The sequence below is a fragment of the Marinomonas sp. GJ51-14 genome, from assembly GCF_055808695.1.
Genome location: NZ_CM147879.1, coordinates 2,197,938 through 2,218,825 on the forward strand (window position 1 = coordinate 2,197,938; position 20,888 = coordinate 2,218,825).

Annotated in this window: 18 protein-coding genes and 1 pseudogene; 13 read left to right on the plus strand and 6 right to left on the minus strand. The window is 40.7% G+C overall.

Translation table 11 applies throughout. The features are described 5' to 3' along the window. Positions 1–7: 7 nt before the first annotated feature. Positions 8–904 (minus strand): LysR substrate-binding domain-containing protein, encoded by an 897-nt coding sequence (locus AC0L3Y_RS10585; RefSeq protein WP_473462239.1) that lies wholly within the window; start codon positions 902–904, stop codon positions 8–10. A 135-nt stretch (positions 905–1,039) separates the two neighbouring features. Here AC0L3Y_RS10585 and AC0L3Y_RS10590 point away from each other — a divergent pair. The 6 genes and pseudogenes from AC0L3Y_RS10590 (at position 1,040) to AC0L3Y_RS10615 (ending at position 6,439) form a co-directional block, all read left to right on the plus strand. Continuing rightward, a pseudogene (locus AC0L3Y_RS10590) lies at positions 1,040–1,745 on the plus strand (CoA transferase subunit A). A 17-nt stretch (positions 1,746–1,762) separates the two neighbouring features. After that, the gene (locus AC0L3Y_RS10595; RefSeq protein ID WP_473462243.1) at positions 1,763–2,422 is read left to right on the plus strand and encodes a CoA transferase subunit B; all 660 of its coding nucleotides are present in this window, start codon (positions 1,763–1,765) and stop codon (positions 2,420–2,422) included. A 62-nt stretch (positions 2,423–2,484) separates the two neighbouring features. Further along, complete coding sequence (locus AC0L3Y_RS10600; RefSeq protein ID WP_473462247.1) at positions 2,485–3,660, plus strand: acetyl-CoA C-acetyltransferase; 1,176 nt, start codon at positions 2,485–2,487, stop codon at positions 3,658–3,660. 158 nt (positions 3,661–3,818) lie between these two features. Next, entirely contained in the window at positions 3,819–5,195 is a 1,377-nt protein-coding gene (locus tag AC0L3Y_RS10605) for a short-chain fatty acid transporter (RefSeq protein WP_473462251.1), read from the plus strand. A gap of 201 nt (positions 5,196–5,396) precedes the next feature. Then, a complete protein-coding gene (locus AC0L3Y_RS10610) occupies positions 5,397–6,200 on the plus strand; it encodes a lipid A-modifier LpxR family protein (RefSeq protein WP_473462255.1) in 804 nt (267 codons plus the stop codon). Positions 6,201–6,202: 2 nt separating this feature from the next. Then, positions 6,203–6,439 carry a lipid A-modifier LpxR family protein gene (locus AC0L3Y_RS10615; RefSeq protein WP_473462260.1) on the plus strand — a complete coding sequence of 79 codons (237 nt, stop codon included), beginning with the start codon at positions 6,203–6,205 and terminating at the stop codon, positions 6,437–6,439. Positions 6,440–6,591: 152 nt separating this feature from the next. On the opposite strand, the gene AC0L3Y_RS10620 is transcribed toward AC0L3Y_RS10615, so the two are convergent. Further along, the gene (locus AC0L3Y_RS10620) at positions 6,592–7,212 is read right to left on the minus strand and encodes a DsbA family protein (protein ID WP_473462265.1); all 621 of its coding nucleotides are present in this window, start codon (positions 7,210–7,212) and stop codon (positions 6,592–6,594) included. After that, positions 7,206–8,072 carry an MBL fold metallo-hydrolase gene (locus AC0L3Y_RS10625; protein ID WP_473462268.1) on the minus strand — a complete coding sequence of 289 codons (867 nt, stop codon included), beginning with the start codon at positions 8,070–8,072 and terminating at the stop codon, positions 7,206–7,208. The genes AC0L3Y_RS10620 and AC0L3Y_RS10625 overlap by 7 nt, the downstream gene beginning before the upstream one ends. A 121-nt stretch (positions 8,073–8,193) precedes the next feature. Here AC0L3Y_RS10625 and AC0L3Y_RS10630 point away from each other — a divergent pair, with 121 nt between their 5' ends. The 5 genes from AC0L3Y_RS10630 (at position 8,194) to phnE (AC0L3Y_RS10650) (ending at position 12,919) form a co-directional block, all read left to right on the plus strand. After that, positions 8,194–9,105, plus strand: coding sequence for a LysR family transcriptional regulator (locus AC0L3Y_RS10630; protein ID WP_473462273.1), 912 nt, complete (start codon positions 8,194–8,196; stop codon positions 9,103–9,105). A 480-nt stretch (positions 9,106–9,585) separates the two neighbouring features. Beyond that, positions 9,586–10,527 (plus strand): phosphate/phosphite/phosphonate ABC transporter substrate-binding protein, encoded by a 942-nt coding sequence (phnD, locus tag AC0L3Y_RS10635; RefSeq protein WP_473462277.1) that lies wholly within the window; start codon positions 9,586–9,588, stop codon positions 10,525–10,527. Between the two features lie 9 nt (positions 10,528–10,536). After that, entirely contained in the window at positions 10,537–11,334 is a 798-nt protein-coding gene (gene phnC, locus AC0L3Y_RS10640) for a phosphonate ABC transporter ATP-binding protein (RefSeq protein WP_473462280.1), read from the plus strand. Further along, on the plus strand, positions 11,334–12,122 hold the full coding sequence (gene phnE, locus AC0L3Y_RS10645) for a phosphonate ABC transporter, permease protein PhnE (protein ID WP_473462285.1): 789 nt from the start codon (positions 11,334–11,336) through the stop codon (positions 12,120–12,122). The genes phnC and phnE (AC0L3Y_RS10645) overlap by 1 nt, the downstream gene beginning before the upstream one ends. Next, positions 12,110–12,919 carry a phosphonate ABC transporter, permease protein PhnE gene (gene phnE / locus AC0L3Y_RS10650; RefSeq protein ID WP_473462289.1) on the plus strand — a complete coding sequence of 270 codons (810 nt, stop codon included), beginning with the start codon at positions 12,110–12,112 and terminating at the stop codon, positions 12,917–12,919. The genes phnE (AC0L3Y_RS10645) and phnE (AC0L3Y_RS10650) overlap by 13 nt, the downstream gene beginning before the upstream one ends. Positions 12,920–13,022: 103 nt before the next feature. Here phnE (AC0L3Y_RS10650) and AC0L3Y_RS10655 read toward each other — a convergent pair whose 3' ends face one another. Beyond that, positions 13,023–13,367, minus strand: a complete 345-nt coding sequence (locus tag AC0L3Y_RS10655; protein ID WP_473462293.1) for a metalloregulator ArsR/SmtB family transcription factor — start codon at positions 13,365–13,367, stop codon at positions 13,023–13,025. Positions 13,368–13,630: 263 nt separating this feature from the next. Here AC0L3Y_RS10655 and AC0L3Y_RS10660 point away from each other — a divergent pair, with 263 nt between their 5' ends. Then, positions 13,631–13,906 carry a hypothetical protein gene (locus tag AC0L3Y_RS10660; protein ID WP_473462297.1) on the plus strand — a complete coding sequence of 92 codons (276 nt, stop codon included), beginning with the start codon at positions 13,631–13,633 and terminating at the stop codon, positions 13,904–13,906. 83 nt (positions 13,907–13,989) lie between these two features. On the opposite strand, the gene AC0L3Y_RS10665 is transcribed toward AC0L3Y_RS10660, so the two are convergent. Continuing rightward, positions 13,990–14,844 (minus strand): inositol monophosphatase family protein, encoded by an 855-nt coding sequence (locus tag AC0L3Y_RS10665; protein ID WP_473462301.1) that lies wholly within the window; start codon positions 14,842–14,844, stop codon positions 13,990–13,992. A gap of 163 nt (positions 14,845–15,007) precedes the next feature. After that, entirely contained in the window at positions 15,008–16,027 is a 1,020-nt protein-coding gene (locus AC0L3Y_RS10670; RefSeq protein WP_473462304.1) for a 2-hydroxyacid dehydrogenase, read from the minus strand. A gap of 342 nt (positions 16,028–16,369) precedes the next feature. Here AC0L3Y_RS10670 and AC0L3Y_RS10675 point away from each other — a divergent pair, with 342 nt between their 5' ends. Beyond that, a complete protein-coding gene (locus AC0L3Y_RS10675; RefSeq protein WP_473462307.1) occupies positions 16,370–20,659 on the plus strand; it encodes a PAS domain-containing hybrid sensor histidine kinase/response regulator in 4,290 nt (1,429 codons plus the stop codon). Positions 20,660–20,888: the final 229 nt, after the last annotated feature.

Genomic DNA, 20,888 nt, shown 5'->3' on the forward strand with positions numbered 1-20,888 from the left:
TAAAAAACTATAATATTTTTTCTTGTGCGTAGGCTTCGATGAGCACATCAAGCATGGCCGCTGCGGCGATGGATAAGTTTGATCTAGGTTGACAAATAACACCGACTCGGCGGTGTATTTCTGGCTCCACCACAGGGCGACAAATGGCACCTTGTTCTATGGTTTGCTGACGGCAAAGGGCAGGAACAACCGCTACGCCCATACCTTCACTGACCATGCGTCCAACTGTCGCAAGTTGATGAGCATCAAAGGCGACATTCAATTCTATATTAGCATCACTAAGTGTCTTTTCTATCATGGTTCGAACGCTAGAAGGACGCTGTAGGGTGATAAAGTCATACTCTAGTAATGCCTCCCATGTAATATTTTCGTGTATTTCTAAAGGGTGGTTCTTCGGCAGAATGGCAATAAATCGATCGTCATATAGTGGATAAAATGCCAATTCTAATAAACCGGTCGGTTCAAATGAGATCCCTAATTCCACTTGATTGTTACGTACCATCTCAACCACAACATCGGATAAAACATCATTGATAGCCACCTGAATACCTGGGTATGAGGCATGATAATTACGGATGGCTTTTGGTAATAATGATGCGGCAAAAGAGGGCATAGACGCGATAGTGATTTTACCAAGCTGCAAAGCAAAGCGTTGCTTCATCTCATCTTCTGCATTTTCCCACTGAGCAAGCAATCGTCTTGCAATAGGCACTAATGCTTCGCCTTCTGGTGTGAGTGCAATACTTCGAGTCGTTCGGGTGAGTAATTTGCCCCCTAAGTTTTCTTCTAAGCTTTTTATCGACAAGCTTAATGCTGGCTGAGATAGATGTAATTGATTGGCAGCATTAGCGAAGCTCATTGACTGGGCAACAGCAAGAAAAGCTTTAACTTGTTTGATATTCATTGGGAGTTCACTTTTGTCTGTGTGATGTTTTATTTATTTATAAAACTTATTAATAAATATAAAAAACAAATTTAATTAATTTATCTTCTTGAGTCAAACTGAACCACCATCACAATAATAATTAGGAGAAGGGTAATGGCAGGTTTTGATAAAGTGGTCGCCTCATACGATGAAGCCATGGCTGGACTAGAAGACGGTATGACGGTTCTTGCTGGTGGATTTGGATTATGTGGTATTCCAGAGAACCTGATTGCCGAGATTAAGCGGAAGGGTACTAAAGGACTCACCGTGGTTTCTAATAACTGTGGCGTTGACGGTTTTGGCTTAGGGATATTGCTAGAAGATAAGCAAATCCGAAAAATGGTCTCGTCTTATGTAGGCGAAAATGCCTTATTCGAAAAACAATTGCTGGATGGTGAGTTAGAGGTAGAACTAACCCCTCAAGGTACCTTAGCTGAAAAAATGCGCAGCTGGTGGTGCTGGTATCCCTGCCTTTTATACCGCTACGGGTGTTGGAACACCGGTTGCCGAAGGCAAAGAAGTAAAAGTGTTTAACGATCGAGAATACTTACTCGAAGAATCCATTACGGGTGATTTTGCCATTGTTAAGGGTTGGAAAGCAGACCGTTACGGCAATGTTGTTTATCGTCATACTGCACAAAACTTCAATCCACTTGCTGCCACGGCAGGAAAGATCACTGTAGTGGAAGTGGAAGAAATTGTTGAAGTGGGTGAACTTGAACCAACCCATATTCAAACGCCTGGCATTTATGTTGACCGAGTGATATTGGGCACGTTTGAAAAACGCATTGAACAAAAAACCATTAAACCAACAGAATAATAAAGAGGTTTTTTAAAATGGCACTTACTAGAGAACAAATGGCGCAACGAGTCGCCCAAGAACTACAAGATGGTTTTTACGTCAACTTGGGCATCGGCATTCCTACCTTAGTCGCGAATTATGTTCCAGATAATATGGACGTTATGTTGCAGTCAGAAAATGGTTTGCTTGGTATGGGGGAGTTTCCTACTGAAGAAACTATAGACGCAGACATGATCAACGCGGGTAAACAAACTGTCACCGCCGTGAAAGGCGCTTCTATTTTTTCTTCGGCTGAGTCTTTTGCGATGATCCGTGGTGGTCACGTTGATTTAACTGTTTTAGGCGCATTCGAAGTGGATGTGAACGGTAATATCGCCTCTTGGATGATTCCTAATAAATTGGTGAAAGGCATGGGTGGCGCAATGGATTTAGTTGCTGGTGCAGACAACATTATTGTCACTATGACCCACGCTTCTAAATCCGGTGAATCTAAGTTATTGGTAGATTGCTCTTTACCCCTGACTGGTAAAGGTTGCATTAAAAAAGTGTTGACAGATTTAGCTTGGTTAGAAATTGAAAATGGTGCCTTTGTTCTTAAGGAAAGAGCGCCAGGTGTTTCCACAGAAGAAATTATTGAAAAAACTCAAGGTAAGCTCATCGTTCCAGATCATGTGCCTGAGATGGTTTTTGCTTAAGAGCAGGGACTTATTATTCAAAATTAGAAGAATAAACAGAATTGAATTAAGGAGCGGATCAAATGAAAGCTGTCATCGTTGCTGCTGCAAGAACCCCCATAGGTGCCTTTAATGGCGCCTTATCTTCGTTAAGTGGAGTGCAATTAGGTACTCAGCTGTTAACTGGTATTTTAGCCAAACAACCTATTCTAAAAGACCACATTGACGATGTTATTCTAGGTCAAGTCTTAACGGCTGGTTGTGGTCAAAATCCTGCACGTCAAACAGCCATTCATGCAGGGTTAGCCAACCATGTTTCGGCTATGACGATTAATAAGGTTTGTGGCTCTGGTTTGAAAGCCGTTCAACTAGCTGCGCAAGCCGTTCTAAATGGCGACGCAAATATGGTAGTTGCTGGCGGACAGGAAAGTATGAGCCAAGCAGCGCATGTTTTACCAAATAGCCGTTCTGGTAAAAAAATGGGTGATTGGACTATGGTCGACACCATGGTCAGCGACGGTTTATGGGATGCCTTTAATAATTATCACATGGGACAAACAGCAGAAAATATTGCTTCCCGTTGGGATATTGATCGTCTTGCTCAAGATGTGTTTGCAGAGCAATCGCAACACAAAGCAGCACAAGCTCAATCAGAAGGGCGTTTTATTGAAGAGATTTTCCCAATCTCGATTCCTCAGCGTAAAGGTGATCCTGTCATTGTGTCGGCCGATGAACAAATTCGCCCTAATACCAACGCTGAATCACTTGCTAAATTACGTCCCGCTTTTACTAAAGAGGGTAGTGTGACGGCTGGTAACTCATCCACATTAAACGATGGCGCCGCTATGGTTGTTGTCACCACAGATGAAGAAGCAAATCGTTTAGGTTTGCCTATTTTAGCGGTTATCGAAGCGGCAAGTTCTGCAGGTGTTGATCCTGAAGTCATGGGAACTGGGCCAATTGCAGCAACAAACAAAGTACTTAAAAAAGCCAATTGGCAAGTTGCCGATTTAGACCTTGTTGAAGCCAACGAAGCCTTTGCCGTACAAGCTTTATGTGTGAATAAAGAGCTTGGTTTAGACGTCAATAAAGTCAACGTTAACGGTGGCGCTGTTGCGTTAGGCCATCCAATCGGAGCATCAGGTTGTCGAATTTTGGTGACATTGCTTCATGAAATGCAACGTCAGAACCTTAAAAAAGGGCTTGCTACCTTGTGTATCGGCGGTGGTATGGGCGTTGCAATGCTCGTTTCTCGTTAAGAACTAGTTAAAAAACCGGTGTTAAAAAGTGTACGTTAAGTGCGTTAATTAAAAATCGCATGTTATAGAAGAGGGAATTCAGTTGGTGCCACAAGTGCTGATTCTGAATATCTTTCTTTCTATTTTTCTAATAAAAAATATAAAAATAGGAATGTCTCATGAATACAATTGAACAAAAACAAACGGGTCTGCAAAAAGTAAGTCAGTTCTTTGTACTGCTGTTACAGCGTTACCTTCCTGATCCTTTCATCTTTGCCATTATTCTTACCTTTGCGGTGTTTTTATTGGTGATGCCGAGTACGGGCCAAGGTCCAATGCAAGTCGTCAACGCTTGGGCAGGTGGTTTTTGGAATCTATTAAGCTTCTCAATGCAAATGGCAATGGTTGTGGTAACAGGCCATGCTATGGCAAGTGCGCCTGCTTTTAAAAGCAAATTAGCTATGTTGGCCGGTGTGGCTAAAACACCGGGACAAGCGATTGTTCTAGTGACCGCAATCAGCGCCATGGCGTGTTGGGTAAACTGGGGGTTTGGTTTGGTTGTTGGGGCTATTTTTGCCCGTGAAATCGCAGCACGAGTGAAAGGTGTGGATTACCGCTTACTGATTGCCTCTGCCTACAGTGGTTTCTTATTCTGGCATGCGGGTTTGTCTGGTTCTATTCCATTATCGATTGCTGGTGGTGCGAATATTTCGACTGTGACAAATGGTGCAGTAACAGGACCTATTCCAACGTCAGAAACTATTTTCTCGCCAATGAACTTGACGATTCTAGCTGTCATGTTTGTCACTATTCCATTATTGAATCGTTTAATGCATCCAGCACCACAAGATACGATCACAATTGATGCGGAGCTTTTGGAAGAAACTAAGGTAGAAGAAGTTAAAGACCATGCGGACATGAGTCCTGCAGAACGTCTTGAAAATAGCCGTACGTTGTCTTTATTACTAGGTGCAATGGGTTTTGCTTACATCATTTATTACTTTGTAACGAATGGCTTTGCGCTGAACTTGAACATTGTTAACTTCACCTTTTTATTCTCGGCTATCTTGCTTCATGGCACACCAAAAAGCTTGCTGAATTCGATTTCACAAGGTGCTCGTAACTGTTCTGGTATTTTACTTCAGTTCCCATTCTACGCAGGTATTATGGGTATGATGACAGCCACAGGTGATTCTGGTGCGTCTCTTGCTGGTGTGATTTCACAAGGTTTTGTGTCTATTTCTAACGAAACAACCTTCCCATTATTTACCTTCTTAAGTGCGGGTATTGTGAACTTCTTCGTGCCTTCTGGTGGTGGTCAATGGGCTGTGCAAGCACCTATCATGATGCCAGCGGGTGCCGCACTTGGTGTGGATGCTGCTAAAACAGCCATGGCCATTGCATGGGGCGATGCTTGGACAAATATGATTCAGCCATTCTGGGCATTGCCAGCATTAGCGATTGCAGGTCTTGGTGCGAAAGATGTAATGGGTTACTGCTTGATGGCGTTGATCGGCTCTGGCGTGATCATTTCATTAGGTTTCTTAATCTTCTAAATCTCAATTCCTAATTCAAATTAGGATGAGTTTATAAAAACACTACTCAGATTATTCTGGGTGGTGTTTTTTTTATTCAAAAAAGAATTTTTGGTCCTTGATAAGTTCATTGTTATTCAATATTTCTTGGGCTATGTCTCGAGTTATAAACCTTATAATCTCCGCCGTTTTGTTGTTTTAGTGGAATTAGGTAGGTATATCATGGTTGAAATTGGCGAGAAGGTAGGAGGTAAAGAAGGCCATCATAAAGAACTTAAAATAGGATTTAAGAAATATTTTTTAAGTTTGCTTTTACTATATGGTATGCAATCTCATGCTAATGTAAGTTGGATGTCAGCTACATTGGATAACGATTTTTTTGTTAATGAAGATAACGGTTACACTAATGGTATTTATGTTTCCACATACGATGTTTATGAGCATGTGGCATCACAGCAAAAATCAGATGTTTGGGTTAAACCATTAATGTGGAGTATGCCTAATCGCTCTATTGATCAAGCCGTCAATGTATATAGTTTTGGTCAAACATTAACAACGCCTTATGATATTTCTCAAACAGTTCCTTCTAAATCAGATTTACCTTATTCCGCAGTCATCAGCTTTACCAACACCTATATTACGGTTGGAGCAGATTATGCCGACAGAGCAAGCACAACTTTAGGTATTGTCGGTCCGCTTGCATTAGGCGAAGAGAGCCAAAAAGCCATTCACTCGGTTATTTCTGCACAAGACCCGCAAGGTTGGAGCACTCAATTAAATAATGAATTGGTGTTTGAGTTTTCTCGTGGTCGAACATGGCGGCAGTGGGTTTCTGACAGGGGTAATGCCGATATATTGTTAGGCGTAAACGGTAGTCTTGGCACAATCAAAAGCGGTGTTAGCACGGCAGCTATTATTCGTTATGGTGAAAATCTTAGAGACTCTTATGCTACGGTACTATTTGCCGACTCAAGAACATCCAACCCCATTGCGGTAAATGGGGGTGGTTTATCTACTCGGGCTTAGCGTTGAAATACAACTTTAACCAAATCTATACAGATGGTAATACATTCAGCGATAGTCGATCGGTTGATTATGATCACAACACCAATATATTCGCATTAGGTGTTACTTATTCTTGGGGTGAGGGTTCTCTTGCGTTCGCAATTAATACACCTTTTTCATTTAATGAAAATAAAAATACTGATCGTAATTTAGATGAGTTTAATAGCTATGGGACACTCACATTTGCATGGGCGATATAGTTATTCAACGGCAATGTTTTTTTGGTAACTTTAATGCATTGTCAGCATTAGAGAATGCATTTTTTTAGTTATAAAGGAATATAGAAGATTTTTCATAAAAAATCCCACGCCCGATTACTAGGGTAGTGGGATTTTTTGGCTCATGTAAAATGTTAAATTAAAGATGTTAAATACGTTTTCCATTCAGTTGGCTTACCGTAGTAAGAACTGTGAGGTAAGCGAACGAGCTGGCCATCTTTTTCCATGATCAAGGTCGGAAAACCGCTTACCTGTAACTGCCCCATCAGTTTTTGGCTTTCTTGTATCTCTTCCATCATGGTAGATGTCGCTTCAGCCATTTTTACTTTCCAAGTGGCTTCATCCAGACCTATCGTAACCGCTAAAGCTTGTAAGGCTTCTGGTTTATCCAGTTCTTTACCATCTTGGTAATGCGCTTCTTGAATCGTTTTCAGCATCAAATGCGGTTCAATGCCCATCTCAATGCCAACCAAAAAGGCTTGGGTTGGTAAGTATGAGTCAAGATCAAACTCGCTATTGTTTGCTACTCTCGCTTTGTAAGCATCACCAAAGTGGGCTTTGGTCATAGTGGCAATTTGACTATCGGCCTGCAGAATGTGCTGTCTAAAAGACGGATCAATCGCACATTTCGGAATCATGCCACCTGGGTGGTAATGAATTTCGAACTCAGTCATCTCTGCTAGTATTCCAATTAACGATGTTGCTCCATAACACCAACCACACATTGGGTCGAAAAAATAATGTACTTTTACCATTTCATTTCACCTTTATGGACTTTCGCTGCGATGTTTAGGTTCAAAGCACCTTGTGCATTTGGGTATTTCGCTGTCATTGTTTTAATAAATTCCGCGCTGTCTTTGCTGTCTTTCTTCGCTTTTTGGAACGCCGTGATGTAGTTAAGAGAAAAGTTAATGTTGTTTGCTGTTAACTCCGTACCTTGCGTCATATGACCAGGAACTACTGTGGTTGGTTTAAGCGCAAGCATTTCTTTCAATTGTGCTTGCCAAGCTGCTTGAGACTCATCCGATTGCGCATCCGCCATCCACAAATGCATGTTACCGAATATAGCGACGTTACCCAAAATCGCTTTGTTTGATGGAATCCAAAGGTAAGGACGATGAGCTAAAATACCTTCAGTGCCACGAATCTCAATAGTCTGGCCATCAAGCATCAAAGTAGACTTAGTATAAGCCGCTGGGACTATGGGATTTAATGGTGCATTAGCGCCCATTTGAGGGCCCCAAAAAGCTAATTTTCCAGCCATTTTTTCTTCAATAACCTTTTGTACAGCAGGAGTAGTGATGATGTCTGCTTTTGGAAAAATGTTGTGCAATGTTTCCGCACCAAAGTAATAATCAGGGTCTGCTTGGCTAATAAAAATGGTTTTTAGTTCTTTTTTAGAATCCAACACTTTAGCCGCAATGCGCAATGCATCCGCTTTGGTGAATCCCGCATCAATCACCATAGCTTCTGTTTCACCATACACTACTGTTGAGTTAACACTAAAGCTGCTAGGAACAGCATTATAAACATCTAGTGTTAAAGGTTTTTTGTCTGCAGCAAAAGCAGAATGAGCGATAAGAGCAGAAGCGGCGAATGTAATCAGTTTTTTCATTTTGTCTCTCCAAAGAGCTAATGTTTAATTCATGTGGTCATAATAGAGAATTGACGTGCTCGGAAAAATACACAAAAATGAGCATTATTGTTTCTTAAATCGTTCAAGTTGAAGGTGAAATATGGACAGAGTGACAGCTGCCAAGGTGTTTATCGATGTTGCGCAATCGCGCAGTTTTTCTCGTACCGCGGATCGCCTGAATATGTCTCGTCCTATGGTGACACGCTATATAGAGGCGATGGAGGATTGGTTAGAAATACGTTTATTACACCGTACAACACGTAAAATATCATTAACTAGCGCAGGTGAAAGTTGTCTTAAAGACATCGAGCTTTGGCTCGAACAAGCGGATAATATTACGGCATTAGCGAATTCGGATAATAAATTTGCGGGTGGTATTAAGATAACCACTAGCATGTCGTTTGGTTTTTCACAGTTGATGCCAGCAATTCAGAATTTTATGCAGCTGTATCCTAAAGTTCGTATCGACATCGATCTAGAAGACGGTGCTGCGGATCTGACCGAAAAAAGCATCGACCTTGCGATACGCATCGCTTCCAATCCAGCCCCGTCTTTAATAGGAAAACCGATTGCTGTATGCGAATCTGTATTGGTGGCATCGCCAGTGTATTTAAATAAAATGGTTGAAAAATATGGAAAAGATAGTGGTGGGATTTATCACCCACAAGATTTAAAAAAACATGACTGCTTGGGCTATAAAAATTTCGAACGTCACATTTGGCATTTATCTCAGAAAGATCTATTTGAGTCCATTAACGTTGACTGCCGCTTAACTGCAAACGAAGCAACAGTCTTGTTACACGCGGCTTTGAACGGTGGTGGTATCAGCTTGCAACCCACTTATTTGGTGAACCGCTATATAAAAGAAGGCCGCTTGTGCCATGTATTGCCAGAATGGAAACCAAAAGACCTAACCATCTACGCCTTGTACTCTTCTAGAAAATATTTGCCGCCTACAGTGCGAGGCTTGATTGATCATTTGGAACAATACTTTGCTCAGCATCCTTGGTAATTTAGTTTATTGAGTACAAATGAAGTAATTCAATAATATATATTTTTTAAGTGTGGTTATGCTTGAGATATTCTTATATTTGGTTGAACACCTCGACAGCAAGCAGCTGCAAGAATTGTGGTAGTGAATTACCCTTCCGCGTTATTTTACCCTCGGTATAATTTAATAAAAAATAAGTTTTGTGGCTATCGATAAGATATACAGTGAACCTTATGAATGTATGTCACATGGGATCTTTGATAAATGTTTTAGGTAAGGCGCGTTTATAAATTATCGAAAAAATGTCTGATTAAAAAAAGAGTTGAGATTTCTCTAAGCTCTTTTTTTGTTGAATTTATACCGTTTAGCTGTCGTCGTGCGTTATTCGCTTTTTTGTATGGAAAAGAAGGTGATTTCTTATATATGTTTATTTGCATGTTTTAACTGAACTGTCATAAAGCAGAGGTAGAGTTTCGTGATTACTTAATCAGGAGCGACACTATGAAACTGTTATACCCAGTACTTTTGGCGTCAATGTTTACAGCAAGCGCAGCCAATGCAGAATTTTCTTTGGACAGCCGTTACACGGATAAAGACAAAGATTTAATCGCTGATATTCCAACAGATAAGTCTAAGTTAATCGACCCTAGTACTTTGATTTTTGCCTATACACCAGTAGAAGATCCAGCGGTTTATGCGGATGTTTGGTCTGAATTCCTAGAGCACATGGAAGACGTAACAGGCAAGAAAGTGCGTTTCTTCCCAGTACAATCTAACGCAGCGCAAATTGAAGCAATGCGCGCCGGTCGTCTTCACATTGCCGGTTTCAACACAGGTTCTAACCCATTAGCGGTAGCCTGTGCGGGTTATCGTCCATTCACTATGATGGCGGCAGAAGACGGTTCTTTTGGTTATGAGATGGAAATCATCACTTACCCAAATTCTGGTATCAATTCTCCTAAAGACATTAAAGGCAGCAAGTTGGCCTTTACGTCTCAAACCTCTAACTCTGGCTTTAAAGCACCTTCAGCGATTCTAAAAGCGGATTTTAATTTGATTCCTGAGCGTGATTTCGAGCCTCAGTTCTCTGGTAAGCATGACAACTCTATTTTGGGTGTGGCAAACAAAGATTACCCAGCAGCGGCCGTTGCAAACTCTGTATTGAATCGAATGATTGATCGTGACGTTGTGAAAGCCAGCCAAATAAAATCCATTTATAAATCTGAAACTTTCCCAACAACAAGCTACGGCGTGGCTTACAACCTTAAGCCTGAGCTTCAAGAAAAAATCAAAGAAGCGTTTTTCTCTTACAAATGGGAAGGTAGCAAGCTGAAAGAAGAGTTCTCGAAAGAAGGTCAGTTCTTGCCAATTACCTTTAAGCAACACTGGAATGTGATTCGTAAAATTGATGACGCAAACGGCGTTTCATACAACTGCCGATAGGATCTTTCAGTGCTTAAAATTGAACACTTAAAAAAGCGTTATAAGTCTGGTCCTTGGGTTTTAAAAGATATTAGTTTTGAGGTTCCTGACGGTGAAATTGTTGGACTTATCGGCCCGAGTGGGGCCGGTAAATCCACCATGATTCGTTGCGTAAACCGCCTAATCGACCCAAGTGAAGGCAATATCCAGCTTGATGGTGTGAGCTTGAGCAGTTTGTCTTCCAGCAAAATTCGCGAGCAACGTCGTCACATTGGGATGATTTTCCAAGAGTACGCTTTGGTTGAAAGACTGAGTGTGATGGAAAACGTCTTATCTGGTCGATTGGGATATTTGTCTTTTTGGCGTTCTTTTTTACGTCGTTATCCACAAGAAGACGTTGATAATGCTTTTGAGTATTTGGATCGTGTTGGCTTGATTGATCACGCTAATAAGCGTGCTGATGAATTGTCTGGTGGTCAGCGCCAACGTGTGGGGATTGCCAGAGCCTTGGCGCAAGACCCTCGTTTGTTGCTGGTGGATGAGCCAACAGCAAGTTTGGATCCAAAAACGTCTCGTCAAATCATGCGTTTGATTCAGTCTATTTGCCGTGAAAAAGCCTTATCGGCGATTATCAACATTCACGATGTGCCGTTGGCGATGCAGTTTGTGGATCGCATTATTGGTCTGCAAGGTGGCGAAGTGGTGTTTGACGGCAAGCCTGATGAATTAACAGAAGACGTGCTGACGCGCATTTATGGCGACGAAGATTGGACGGATGTTAAGCCAGACGATGAAGACGATGAACAGGAAAGTGAGGAGGCCGCTTAATGCGAACTTGGCAAAGGCCTCATTATCTTGTGCCAGATAAACGCTGGCGCATCGCGCTTTGGATCGCCTTTTTTCTGTATTTGATTGTCGGTATTGGCAGCATTGAAGTGAATTGGCAACGGGTTTACGAAGGTTTGGAGCGCGGTGGTCGTTTTATCGAAGGCTTTTTGAACCCTAATTTTACTCGTCGAGCGGCGGATATTTATTCGGGAATTTATGAAAGCTTAACCATGACGGTGACCTCAACTGTGGTTGGGATTTTGTTGTCTGTTCCTTTTGGAATGGGCGCGGCGCGTAATATTTCTCCAAAACCTATCTATCTGTTTTGTCGATCTTTTATTGCGATTTCTCGCTCTATGCAAGAAGTGATTGTGGCCATTTTTTTGGTGGCGCTTTTTGGTTTTGGAGCCTTTGCGGGTTTCTTAACGCTGACCTATGCGACGATTGGTTTCCTAGGAAAACTGCTCGCAGAAGAAATCGAAGAGATCGATAAAAAACAATTGGAAGCCATCGCCTCAACAGGTGCGTCTTGGTTGCAACGCATGCACATCGCGATTTGGCCACAGGTGATGCCGCGCATGATTGGTTTGTCGTTTTATCGCTTCGATATCAACTTCCGTGAATCGGCGGTCATTGGCATTGTTGGCGCAGGCGGTATTGGTGCGACCTTGAATACCTCGATTGATCGTTACGAATACGATTCTGCGGGTGCCATTCTCATTTTAATTATTCTTATTGTGTTGGCGTGTGAATACCTTTCTGGATGGATAAGAAAATGGGTGAGTTAGAACAAAAATTAGTATGGGAAAGTCATACTAGGCGCAAAGCATGGATCGTTTGGGGATTTTGGTTTGCCATTGTGTTACTGACCGTTTTTTGCTGGTTGGAAATGACGGAAGACACGATTTGGTTTTTTGTTTATGACGCACCTGTGCAAGCGGCGGATTTAATCGATCGCATGTTTCCACCAGAATGGTTGTACATCAATAAGCTGTATAAAGCCCTTTGGGACACCTTGAATATCGCGACTTTAGGCACGCTGCTTGGTGTGATTCTGGCGTTTCCTGTTGCTTTCTTGGCCGCACGAAATACCACGCCGTCCACAAAGTTTGTGCGTCCGATTGCGTTGTTTATCATTGCCTCATCGCGTTCTATCAATTCGTTGATTTGGGCTTTGTTATTGGTAACGATTTTAGGGCCGGGGATTTTGGCCGGTATTATTGCGATCGGTTTAAGGTCGATCGGGTTTGTCGCGAAGTTGCTGTATGAAAGCATTGAAGAGATCAACAGCACCAGCGTAGAAGCGATTGAGTCGACGGGCGCGTCGCGTTTTCAAATCATTGTTTATGCGATTATCCCGCAAATTTTGCCTGCTTTTCTTGGCATCACGATTTTCCGATGGGACATTAACATTCGAGAATCCACCATATTGGGCTTGGTTGGCGCGGGCGGCATTGGCTTGTTCCTGTCATCCTCGTTGAATGTCTTGGCGTGGCCTCAAGTGACCTTGATTATTCTGGTGATTTTGGCGACGGTTGTGGTGTCTGAATACATTTCAGCCAGGGTGAGAAGCTTGTTGATTTAGCATCAGTGAATGCTTGTTAGATAAGATAAAAAGAGCCGCCAATGCATACTCAGTGTATTCGTTGGCGGCTCTTTTTTTAGCAGGTGTTTACGCTGGTTTTTGATTAGCAGCAAGCAACCGTTCGCTCTGGGCGATCGCCCATATTGTTAAGTCGTTGCTGATTAATACTAATAAATTTGGTGTTGTTCGTTGCTGTTTCTGCAAGCGCTGTGAGCGCCCATTTTGGTAGTGCTGCATTGAGTTTGTAGTACACCCATTGCCCTTGACGACGATCCGTCAGGAGCCCGCAGTTTCTTAATAAAGCAAGATGGCGCGATACTTTTGGCTGACTTTCATCTAATGCCACCATTAACTCGCATACACATAATTCGTCTTCTAAATAAATCAGGAGCATACTGCGTAAACGGGTTTCGTCTGCTAGGCATTTGTAAAACTGAATCGGGTCCATTGTTTTCCTTAGGTTTGTTTGGGGAAACCAACCGTGTTTATTCTGTGTAGTTTATTGATCAATATTGGCTAGTTTAACAGATAGTTTCGAAAGGGTGCTGATCTGTTTTAAAGGAAAATATGAAACTTTTCAGTGGCTTTAATATGTGAAATAAAATATATACGAAAAAATATATGTCATACTGTTTTCTGTAATCTTTCTGACATAAAAGTATCGCAATATAGCCTCATCAATTTTATCAATCCAAGTAAATGAGGTGTGTTATGAATAAATCTAAAGTGATTATGTCTGCATTGTTGGGCGCGTCTTTGAGCATGGGAGCTTTCGCATCAGGGTTTGATTTAGATGGCTTTACAACAAAGATCGAAGATGGCCGTTTATGGGTTTTTGAAGCAGGTTCTGAGAACTTAGCATTCTTTGAAAAACACGGTGAGCCAGCGAAACAATTTAGCAATATTGGTGCGGGTCCAAACGGCATGACATTAAAAGCAGCAAGCCAAAAAACGCTGGATTCTTACATTAAAGCGATGAATAAATAATCTTCTAGAAATAGGTTTAAAGCTAAAAAACCGTTACTTTGGTTGATCCAGAGTAACGGTTTTTTGTTATTAGATAAGGCTAATTATTTTCTAAAATGCTCAGCGATGGTTTGCCATTGCTCTTCTGATTGTGCGGTGAGCATTTCTCCATCTAACATAGCTGGTCGGTATTCTGTGCCGTCTAGTAGTCTGCAAACACCACCAGTTTCTGTGTAGATTAGAACACCTGCTGCGTGGTCCCATGGGAGCATTTTGTAGGTCAGGCTGAAGTGAAAGTGCCCAAGAGATAATTGGCGGTAAGCAGGACAAGACGGCAGATTATTGATGCGTGCAAAATGAGTGGCTTTGATGGCGAAGTCTTTTTGTTTGTCGCCAGAGTAAGAGTGTATAGACATGATGCCTGCCAGTCTTTCCATTTTTACTTCGGGCTTGATATGTAAGGCGAGTGGCGCCTGTGCGGGAATTTGCTGAGTACCTCTTTCTGATAGCGATGTGCGTTGGAAGAAAGCACCTTCGCCTTTGTTTGCATAGATCCAGTCGTCATTGACTGGATCATAAAGTAGACCAAAACGTGTTTCGCCTTTTACAACGACAGCGAGAATAATGCCAAAATCGGATAAACCATGGGCGTAGTTCCATGTGCCGTCAATTGGATCGATAATAACGCATGTATCAGTGTTGTCTATTTTGTCTGTGGTGGAGGCATCATCGGCGGTGGCTTCTTCTCCCACAATGGACCAGTCAGGAAAAAAGTGTTGAATTTCTTTTGTGATAAAGATTTCACAAGCGTTGTCGGCAATGGTGACAAGGTCGCTTAAACTACTTTTGGTTTTTACATCTTCGTTATTAAGTTGTCGAAAGTTTGGCATGACGATTTCTTGCCCTGCACGTCGAACGATATCGATGAGTCGGTTTTGAGAAGCGTTGTCGAGATTCATTGTGCTGCCATTCCTTTTTATTTATTCAAACTTGATTAAATTATACGTGATGAAGATGACAATTTGTTGATCTTGTCTTGTATCGTTGAAATAAAAAAGACATCTAATGAAGTATTAGATGTCTTTTAAATTACTGCCTGAGTTTTAGGTTACAAGACAAAAATTATGCGAGTTGTCGCTTGTAGCTTTCTTCATTTTGGTGGTGAAGTAGATTGTCTATAGTTGTTTCTGCTATGTGATTCAGCGCTTCGTCTGTGAAGTAACCTTGGTGCCCTGTTACCACGACATTTGGGAAGGTGAGCATGAGCTGAAAAACACTGTCCTGAATAATATGAGAAGACATGTCTTCAAAGAAAATCTTATTTTCTTGTTCATATACGTCTAGACCTAAATAACCAATCTTTTTGCTATAGAGTGCATCAATAGCTTCTTGTGCATGAACTAATGCTCCACGGCTGGTGTTGATTATCATCACGCCGTCTTTCATTTTTTGCAAACTGTCTTTGTTGATTAAATGATGAGTAGATTCATTCAATGGACAATGTAGGCTGATGATATCACTTTGTTGGTAGAGTTCATCTAATGAAAGGTATTGGCAACCTTGGTCAATTAATTCTTGTGATGGGTATAAGTCATAACAGAGTACCTTGCATCCGAAACCTTTCATGATTCGGCAAAATGCAGCACCAATGCGTCCTGTGCCAATACAACCAACGGTTCTGCCTTCTAAGTTAAAGCCAAGCAATCCTTCTAGGGCAAAGTTGCCTTCTTTGACTCTGTGGTAGGCCCTATGAGTCTTTCTATTGAGCGTCATAATTAGTGCAACAGCGTGTTCTGCTACTGACGTAGGGCTGTAGTCAGGTACGTGAAAGACTTTTACACCTTCTTTTTTTGCAGCGTCTAAATCAACATTATTAAATCCTGCACAACGTAATGCAATGGTATTGACGCCTTGTTGTTTCAAACAATGAATTACCTGAGCGTTAACATCATCGTTTACAAAACAAGAAACCGCATCAAAGCCTTTCACTAGACTGATCGTTTCCATGCTTAATCGACTTTCAAAGTAGGACATTGATAGAGTGGCACTGTCTATGGCATTACCTTCTATTGAATTTTTTTCAGCATGGGCGGAAAGAGTTCTTTTGTCATAAGGCTTACAAGAAAAAACGGCAACTTTCATAAACGCGTTCCTGTCGTTTGGTTAGAAGTGATCCCTAGTTATAACCCAAAAAATATTTTTTTGCTTAAATTCCATAATAGGCTTTGATGTGAGGCAAGGAAACCTAATTTCAGGTTTAAATGTGTTTTGTTGGTCTTGTGTATGGGCTATGGGAAGCGACTGTTTCCATGGTAATGCCTTGAGTAAAAAATTGAAATTATTGTTAGCTTTTTATTATTTATCATTCAATATGACGTTATAAATTGTTCATTCGTCTACACTTATAATTAATTTAATAGGGCGAAAACATACTCCCCCTGTCTTCAAGGTAAAATTGAAGAGAAAGTTTGCTCGGAGGCAAAAGTGAATAAAGTACAGTCTAAGAATATCTACACCCGATGGGTGATATTAACTCTGTTTTTAGGCGTGCTGGTGACGTGTCTCTTTTCTTATCAAATTAAACTCAATAATGAAGAGCGCATTGTTCAAGCGGTTAACCAAGCTTCACAAAAAATATTTAAAGAGGTTGTTGCTCGGGTTCAAACTTACCAATACGGTTTAAGAGGAGCAAGAGGCGTTGTTTTAACTGCTGGGGAAAGTGATGTTTCTAGAGAGGTATTTCGTCAATACAGTTTAACCCGCGATCTAGAAATTGAGTTTCCAGGGGCAAGAGGTTTTGGCTTTATTCGTCGGGTGCCGATCGATCAAGTTGAACCTTTACTGCAAACCATTCGACAAAGTGGTTGGCCTGACTTTCAAATCAAAGAGCTTTCTTCCAATTTTTCAGAGCGATATCTTATTCAATTTATTGAACCATTTGAGACTAATGCTCAGGCGATCGGTTTGGATATAGCATCAGAAAAAAACCGTCGTGAAGCCGCAAGCGCAGCTTTGCGCACTGGTGAAGTTCAAATTACCGGGCCTATTACTTTGGTACAAGCTTCCGGTCAGGCGCAGCAGTCGGTTTTGATTTTGATGCCTATTTATCGAGGCGGTAAAACACCAAGCTCATTGCTTGAACGGGAAAAGGCCGGCTTTGGTTGGAGTTATGCTGCGCTATTGATGGAAGACATGTTGAGTGAATTGGACCTGGATGCAGCCAAGGTTCATTATGAACTTTTTGATATTACCAACCTGGATGATAAAGTCCGTTTCTATGATAGTGGTGATTTAAATGATCGCCACTACGAGCATATTCAATCCACATTTTTATATGGTAGACACTGGGAAAGTCGATTCAGTGTAACGGCTGCATTTATTGAAGACTTACAACTATCTAATCCTTTTATTGTTCTGTTAACGGGAATTCTTATCACCTTTTTAGGTACAGTGCTTGTTGCTATGGTTCGTGTGAATATGGCCAGAAAGCAAGAAGTGATCACGTATCAATCTCGAATTACGGCCGTGGTTGAGAGTTCAGCAGATGGCATAATTAGTAAAAATTTAAAGGGTATTATTGTTAGTTGGAATAAAGGTGCAGAACATATTTTTGGCTATACAAGAGAAGAGGCGATCGGCAAAACAGCATCGGATTTATTGGTACCTGCAGATCTTATCGAGGAAGATCAATCTGCATTAGCTTCTGTTCGTGATAAAAAAGAATCGCTTTTAATTGAGACCCGACGAAAAACCAAATCTGGGTCCGATGTACCTGTTGCACTCACCTTGTCTCCGATTTTTGACAATCATCATACTGTGATTGGAATATCAAAAAGTGTACGTGATATTTCTGAGCGTAAAAAGTCGGAAGCTAAAATTCGCGACCTTAATACCAATTTGGAAAGCCAAGTTAAGACCAGAACATTGGAGCTCCAAGAGCTTAACCTTCTTTTGAATGATGTTCTCAAAGCCTCTTCTGAAATATCCATTATAGCGACTGATACAGATGGCATTATTAAGCTCTTTAATAGTGGTGCACAGCGAATGCTTGGTTACTCGGCGGAAGAGGTGATTGGTCGATTAACACCTGCTGCTTTTCATGATACTGATGAAATAAACCATCGACGGGAGTCAATATTGGAGACAACTGGCTCTTATATTTCAGGTGATATGGAGGTGTTGCTTTTCACTGCTAATACTGATGATTATGAGAGTAAGGAGTGGACGTATAGAGATAAGTACGGGAAAACGTGCCCAGTCTCTTTGGTGATTACACCGATGAAAAGTAATGATGGCCAAATCATTGGTTTTTTAGGTATGGCCATGGATATTACCGAGCAAAAAAATAATCAGAAAGCTTTAGAGTCTGCACGGGATCAGTTACTCATTGCTACAAAAGCCGCGAGACTGGGGGTGTGGAGTTGGCATCTCGAATCAGGAGCTTTGGAGTGGAACGATATTATGTTTGACATCTATCAGTATCCATTTTCATTAAAGGGTCAAGGTGTGTTTTTTGAACATTGGAGTGATCGATTACACCCTGAAGAAAAAGAAGACGCAATATCACAATTAAGTAAAAACATGGAAAATGGCGAATCATATAGCGATGTTTTCCGTATAGTTTTACCTGATGAGAGTATTCGCTACATTAAAGCTGATGCTTATATTGAGCAAGATGGAAATGGGAATGCCATTAGAGTTACCGGGGTTAATCAAGATGTTACTTCTGAGCGAGAGCTTGAGACTTGGTTACGTGAGGCAAAAAATCAGGCGGATGCCGCGAGTGCGTCTAAATCTAGCTTTTTGGCTAATATGAGTCATGAAATTCGTACACCAATGAATGCCATCTTGGGTATGTTGCATTTGGCTAAAAGAACAGAGCTAACTCATCAACAGGATGACTATATTTCTAAGGCACAAATCTCGGCGAAATCCTTGCTTGGTCTAATTAATGATATTTTAGATTTCTCAAAAGTAGATGCAGGTAAACTAAAATTAGAAAGCGTTCCCTTTGAAGTTGAATCTTTATTGTATGAACTTTCCACTGTGTTATCAGGGAGCTCTTTAAGCAATAACGTGGAGTTGATTTTTGATGTAGATAAAGATATTCCTGCTTATTTGATCGGTGACAAATTACGTCTGCTTCAAGTTCTGATTAATTTGGTAAGCAATGCGGTGAAATTCACATTAGAAGGTAATGTGGTTTTAGAAATTAAACAGCTTCCTTCTCCTTCTGCTGATATTTCTCGTCTTAGTGTTTCAGTAAATGATACAGGTATTGGTATCTCAAAAGATCAATTAGAGTCTATTTTTGAAGTGTTTTCTCAGGCGGAATCTTCAACGGCTCGACGTTTTGGAGGGTCTGGTTTGGGGCTAGTGATTTGTCGACGTTTTGTAGAGTTAATGGGCGGCGAATTATCTATTGAAAGTACCCTTGATGAAGGTAGTCGTTTTTTCTTTACTATCGATTTACCAATTGCAGAAACACCAGCCAATGAAAACACCCAAGTAAGACAGTTAAGAAAACCTGTAAGAGTGTTGGTTGTGGAAAGTAACTCAGCTTCTCAGGTTATTATAGCCCGTATGGCTTTGAACCTTGGTTGGTTTTGTCAAAAGGCGGGTAACTTCCAGCAGATTATCAATATAATAAATGAAGAGAATAAAGAAGGACGTTCGTTTGATATTCTTTTATTGGATATAAAAATAACAGATTTTGATGGTCGTAATAGTTTGGAAAAAATGCAGACAAGTTTTGATCCTTCTGTCATTCCTCCTAAAATAATTTTATTAGCGAATGCCTCGAATGGAAAAATAAATGATGCTTTAGATTTTATTTCAGATTATTTATTGAAACCTCTGACATTAAGTCGTCTCTCAGAAACAGTATATAAAGCATTATCAAACGATGAAAATTTACTAGATAAGAAAAGTGGAGCATGGAAGGATGAGGCCAGTTTAACAGGGATAAAACTATTATTGGTTGAAGATAATGCTTTTAATCAACAGGTAGCAACAGAATTATTAGCCGCTGAAGGCGCTATTGTTACGGTTGCTGGTGGTGGTTTAGATGGTGTGGCAGCGGTTGTTGATAATGAAGTAGATACATTTGATTTGGTTCTAATGGATATGCAGATGCCAGATGTTGATGGTTTAGAAGCAACAAGACAGATTAGACAAGATACTCGATTTGACTCCTTGCCTATTGTCGCAATGACTGCGAATGTTTCTGAAGCAGATCGACAATTATGCTTTCAGGCTGGTATGAATGACCACATTGGTAAACCTTTGGATATCGATCAAATGATTTCCTGTATTTTAAAATATGTGAATCCAGTTGCAAAAGCGAATGATACTAATGGTCTTGATAGTGAAATGAAATTAATAGCGCAAGATTTGGCAAATAGCACTCTTGAAAAACATGAAGACATTCAATCAATTGTTAATCGATTTGGTGGGAGTATCGATTTATTTAAAAATGTTGTAGATGGTTTCTTAATCGAATCACAAGAGTTATTGAAAACAATTGAAAAGGCTGCAAATACACAGGACAAAATTAAAACACGTGAGAGCATTCATACTTTAAAAGGTGCTTCTTTAACGATGGGGTTATTACACTTTTCAGGCCAATTAGACTTGGTAGAACAATTACTAAAAAGCTCTAAAGATGAGCAAGAAATTGAACGCTGTCTTTCTTCTATTGATATCTCAAAATTAGATACACTTTTACACAATGAGTTAACAAAAATATTCACAGAACTCGATAATCTGAACTGACTAAATGTTGATTTAGTCTAGACTTGATCAATTACTTTCATAAAACTTTGTACGGCTTTGTATACGTTGAAAATCATTTTTAATAATGAATGGATCGTAAAAGCAGTTTAAGCGTATTTTTTCTTATGGAATAAACTTTAGACCAAGGATTTCAGGAGATCGGTATGTTCAATAGTGCTTTTAAAAAAGAGTGTAGTCTTTTAAAAGAAAATTTGTATTCGCTCAATCA